3 protein-coding genes and 3 pseudogenes are annotated in these 4,892 nt (G+C 41.8%); 4 read left to right on the top strand and 2 right to left on the bottom strand.

What is annotated here, in order from left to right; genetic code table 11:
* Positions 1-92 precede the first annotated feature (92 nt).
* Positions 93-245, bottom strand: a pseudogene (locus BHE85_RS27400) (hypothetical protein); the annotation flags it as partial.
* 482 nt (positions 246-727) lie between these two features.
* Between BHE85_RS27400 and BHE85_RS10625 the strand changes: the two are divergent.
* From BHE85_RS10625 to lpxM, 4 genes and pseudogenes are all read left to right on the top strand, one after another.
* Positions 728-1,570 carry a polysaccharide deacetylase family protein gene (locus BHE85_RS10625; protein ID WP_000931198.1) on the top strand — a complete coding sequence of 281 codons (843 nt, stop codon included), beginning with the start codon at positions 728-730 and terminating at the stop codon, positions 1,568-1,570.
* Between the two features lie 2 nt (positions 1,571-1,572).
* On the top strand, positions 1,573-2,661 hold the full coding sequence (gene capU / locus BHE85_RS10620; protein ID WP_005059238.1) for a putative hexosyltransferase CapU: 1,089 nt from the start codon (positions 1,573-1,575) through the stop codon (positions 2,659-2,661).
* 4 nt (positions 2,662-2,665) lie between these two features.
* Positions 2,666-3,615: pseudogene (virK, locus tag BHE85_RS10615) on the top strand (virulence factor VirK).
* Positions 3,616-3,679: 64 nt separating this feature from the next.
* Complete coding sequence (gene lpxM / locus BHE85_RS10610; protein WP_005027201.1) at positions 3,680-4,624, top strand: lauroyl-Kdo(2)-lipid IV(A) myristoyltransferase; 945 nt, start codon at positions 3,680-3,682, stop codon at positions 4,622-4,624.
* 153 nt (positions 4,625-4,777) lie between these two features.
* Here the strand turns inward: lpxM and BHE85_RS10605 are convergent.
* Positions 4,778-4,892: pseudogene (locus BHE85_RS10605) on the bottom strand (IS630 family transposase); the annotation flags it as partial.

Raw genomic sequence — 4,892 nt, 5'->3', positions numbered from 1 at the left:
GTAGCGGAGCAGGAAGGACATCTGATGGAAATGGAAGCCACGCAAGCACCTTAAAATCACCATCATACACTAAATCAGTAAGTTGGCAGCATTACCAAGTTATCGGTGGCAATAGCCTGTGCAAATTTTTTATAACCCGGGATCGTGTCAGGATTCAGAGTATGATAAAGACAGATTTTCATGGCTGCCGGTTTCCGTCGTGCAAAAAACATGCTGATTTTACGAAGGAATGCCTTACTGAACAACCTTGCCCGGAATACCCCCCGAAATCAGATGGAACAATCAGAAAAATGCTCTGCAGTTATGGAATAAAGAAGGTGGGGTGGTACGCCGGGAGGGCGATCCGCTGGAAATGGCGCAGTAGCTGCAGGCCTGTCATGATGCCGGAATAGAAGTTCGTGTACAGGTTAATGAAAGCGTCACCCCGTAAATAAACTCTGCGCTGAAATTCCTTTTTTTCATTGGAGCACCTGTGTTGTTCTGAGGTGAACATATCACCTCTGTTCAGGTAGCCAAATTCAGTGTGCCACCTCAAGGTTCTTAGTGAGTCGTTTTTAAAAGATATGATAATATATCATTGTTTATGAATTGTTGATGTTTAATTTAGTAAAATATATCAAGTATGCCATGGGTTTGCTATGTTATTCATCCAGTATCTGGAAATAAAATGCACCAGCTTTATTGGGTTTTCCTTTTGTCTCTGCTTACTAGGTGCCAGAAACTTTAAATGTTAAACGAAGGGGGCATTTTGTTCAAAGCCAATCATGTTCCGGTATTAATGTATCATCATGTCAGTCATTGCCCCGGACTGGTTACACTTTCTCCCGTGACATTCCGGAAGCAAATGAAATGGTTGGCTGAAAATAACTGGAAAACACTGTCATCAGATGAACTGGAGTTTTTTTATCGGGGCGGAAAACTCCCCCGGAAAAGCGTTATGTTGACATTTGATGATGGATACCTTGACAACTGGTTTCAGGTATATCCTTTATTAAAAGAGTTTAATCTCAAAGCACATATTTTTTTAATTACCGGTTTTATTGGGAATGGTCCGGTTCGTCACTCTCCTGGAAAGGAATATTCTCATCGCGATTGCGAACATCAAATAGCGACAGGGAATGCTGATAATGTTATGCTTCGCTGGTCTGAAGTAAACGAAATGTTGCAATCTGGTCTGGTCGAATTTCATGTTCATACGCATACTCATACACGCTGGGATAAAAAGTTCAGTTCACGAGAAGAACAGTGTAAACATCTTCGGCAGGACTTGTTGAGTGGGAGAGAATATTTGAAAGAAATGACAGGAAAATGCAGTAAACATTTGTGTTGGCCGGAAGGTTATTATAATAAGGATTATATTCAGGTCGCTGAAGAACTTGGATTCTATTATTTATATACAACAGAAAGAAGAATGAATGCTCCTGCTAAAGGAACTACACGGATAGGAAGAATAAGCACCAAAGAACGGGAAAGTTGCGCATGGCTGAAAAGACGACTTTTTTATTATACAACACCGTTTTTTTCATCGTTGCTGGCCTTTCATAAGGGGCCAAGATTACCGGATGATTAATAATGAATATACTATTTACGGAATCATCACCGAATATAGGTGGTCAGGAATTACAGGCTGTTGCTCAAATGAAGGCCCTGAAGAAAATGGGGCATTCAGTTCTGCTTGTCTGCAGGGAAAACAGCAAAATTGCTTTTGAAGCCAGTAAATTGGGAATTGATATCACATTCGCGTTATTTCGAAACAGTCTTCACATCCCTACTGCATGGAGATTACTCGGAATAGTTCATGGTTTTCAGCCCAATGCAATCGTTTGTCACAGTGGGCATGATAGCAATATTGTTGGTTTAGTACGGTTATTCACTTGGAAACATCCATTCAGAATTATCAGGCAAAAGACATATTTGACACAAAAAACAAAAGTTTTTTCAATAAATCATTTTTGCGATGAGGTGATTGTTCCCGGAACAAGTATGAAGACACATCTGGAGCAGGAAGGATGTCGAACCCGGGTTACTGTTGTGCCTCCAGGCTTTGATTTCCAGAAATTATACGTTGATTCCCGAAACAGTTTGCCTCCAAATGTTCTTTCTTGGCTGGCGTCCCGAAGGGGATGCCCCGTTATTGCTCAGGTAGGAATGTTGCGCCCGGAAAAAGGGCACGAATTTATGTTGAATTTACTGTTCCATTTAAAAATGAATGGACGACAGTTCTGTTGGTTGATTGTGGGGTCTGGTTCGCCTGAACTGCGGGAGCATTTACAGTATCAGATTGACAGTATGGGCATGCATGATGATGTTTTTATTGCTGACAATGTTTTTCCTGCCGCCCCCGTATATCGGGTTGCCAGTCTGGTGGTTCTGCCTTCAGAAAACGAATCGTTTGGTATGGTACTGGCAGAAGCATCGGCATTTTCTGTGCCTGTACTGGCCAGTCAGATTGGTGGAATCCCTGATGTTATTCAGAACAACCAGACCGGGACATTGTTACCAGCAGGTAATAAGCACGCATGGATGTGCGCCCTGAATGATTTTTTTAATGACCCTGGGCGTTTTTATCAGATGGCTCGCCAGGCAAAACAGGATATAGAAGAGCGGTTTGATATTAATAAAACTGCGTTAAAAATACTCACATTAGCGAAGCACAAGTAACAATATGTTTTCTGTAAGTAACTTATCATTTATCGGTTTCCTTAAAAGGATTGTTTTTTCCTCAGATTCACTCCCGGGGAAGTGGGAACACAGAAAATTCCGGTTCATGTACATTTTGCGATGTGCTATAAATCCGGTTGCCAGTATTCGATATTATTACGAACTGCGTTCCTTGCCGTGCATTGAGGATATTCTGGCAATACACCCCACGTTGCCAGCAAGAATTCATCGCCCTTATTTGCATAAAGGGGGCGCGCCTGGACCCGTGGACAATATATTCTTGAGCATTATCGCTTTGTGCAAAATTTGCCAGAAAAATATTCTAAATTTTTGTTTCCACAAAAATCGGTATCATTAGTCCAATTCATCGGGAAAGATGGAGAGAATTTTGATATCCAGTGTTCTTCCAGTGGTTTTGACCGGGAAGGAGAGTTGATGTTGTCATTGTTTTACAATAAAACAGTTATTACCCGGTTAACATTTTCAGTCATTCTGACTCAAAATGGACACATTGCTTTTATTGGCGGATTACAGGGAGCCCCTAAAAATACCGGACCTGATGTTATTCGGTGCGCAACCCGGGCCTGTTATGGGATTTTCCCAAAACGGATTATTTTTGAAGCATTTTGTGCGTTGATGAAAGCTTGCAATATCTCTGAGTGTCTGGCAGTCAGTGAGCACAGTCATGTTTTCCGGCAATTGAGATACTGGTATCAGAAACGCAAAACCTTTGTTGCGGTCTATAGTGATTTCTGGGAGTCTGTAGCAGGAAAAACCTGTGGTGACTGGTACAGATTACCAACCCAGGTGATTCGAAAGCCGCTAAGCGATATAGCCAGTAAAAAACGCTCTGAGTACCGAAAACGATACGCTTTGCTGGATTATATCCATGAAACTACTATCCGCTCTTTGGATGCATATCCTGTACACTCAGAACATCAGGATTTAAATTAAGGTTTGATGTATTCTCTGAATAAAACAGTAATGATAATTTTGGTAGAGGCATTCGCACTAAATAATGAAAAAATATAAATCTGAGTTTATTCCTGAATTTAAGAAAAATTATCTTTCCCCTGTTTACTGGTCTACATGGTTCCTTTTGGGAATGATTGCAGGTATTTCAATGTTTCCCCCTTCATTCAGAGATCCTGTCTTGGCAAAAATAGGGCGTTGGGCGGGCAGATTGAGCAAAAAAGCTCGTCGCAGGGCGACGATTAATTTATCGCTTTGTTTCCCAGAAAAGAGTGATACAGAACGGGAAATAATTGTCGACAAAATGTTTGCCACAGCATTGCAATCCATAGTGATGATGGCAGAACTGGCAATTCGTGGTCCGGAAAAGTTCCAGAAACGAGTGTTCTGGAAAGGCCTCGAAATTCTTGAGGAAATTCGATACAATAACAGAAATGTGATTTTTCTGGTTCCCCATGGCTGGAGCGTGGATATTCCTGCAATGTTGCTGGCAGCTCAGGGGGAAAAAATGGCCGCCATGTTTCATCAGCAACGAAATCCAGTGATTGATTATGTCTGGAATTCTGTACGGCGTAAATTCGGGGGGCGCTTACATTCCCGGGAGGATGGGATAAAACCATTTATTCAGTCAGTACGCCAGGGATACTGGGGGTATTACCTTCCAGATCAGGATCATGGTCCTGAATACAGTGAATTTGCTGATTTTTTTGCGACCTATAAAGCGACATTACCAATTATTGGACGTCTGATGAACATCAGTCAGGCTATGATTATACCGCTTTTCCCGGTTTATGATGAAAAAAAACATTTCCTGACTATTGAAGTTCGGCCACCAATGGATGCATGCATTGCCAGCGCGGACAATAAAATGATTGCCCGACAAATGAACAAAACAGTGGAAATTTTGGTGGGGTCACATCCGGAACAGTATATCTGGGTTTTAAAATTGTTAAAAACGCGCAAATCAAACGAAGCGGACCCGTACCCTTGAAATTATAAAGTACAGGTATTTCCACTAGTTGTTTCTTACAGGTTACCAATCGAAACACATCCCCCTTCCGTGTGTTGCCCGTTTGGCACGGAGGACTGTGTAGATGCAGTTCGTTAAATTTAATTTATGCCTAAATAGCTGCGCTTAATACCGCTACACTTTTGCCAGTCCATGTTTGCCTCCGGGGAATGGGCTGACGGTTTCCATAAAATGGCGAACTTTTTTCAACAGTTGCCACATTGAGCGGCACTGATGATTACGCGTTATT

Origin of the sequence: Shigella sp. FC1567 (genome assembly GCF_001743015.1) — a bacterium.
Lineage (GTDB): Bacteria > Pseudomonadota > Gammaproteobacteria > Enterobacterales > Enterobacteriaceae > Escherichia > Escherichia coli.
The sequence above is the reverse complement of the archived record's forward strand: the minus strand, read 5'-3'. Positions and strand labels throughout refer to the sequence as shown.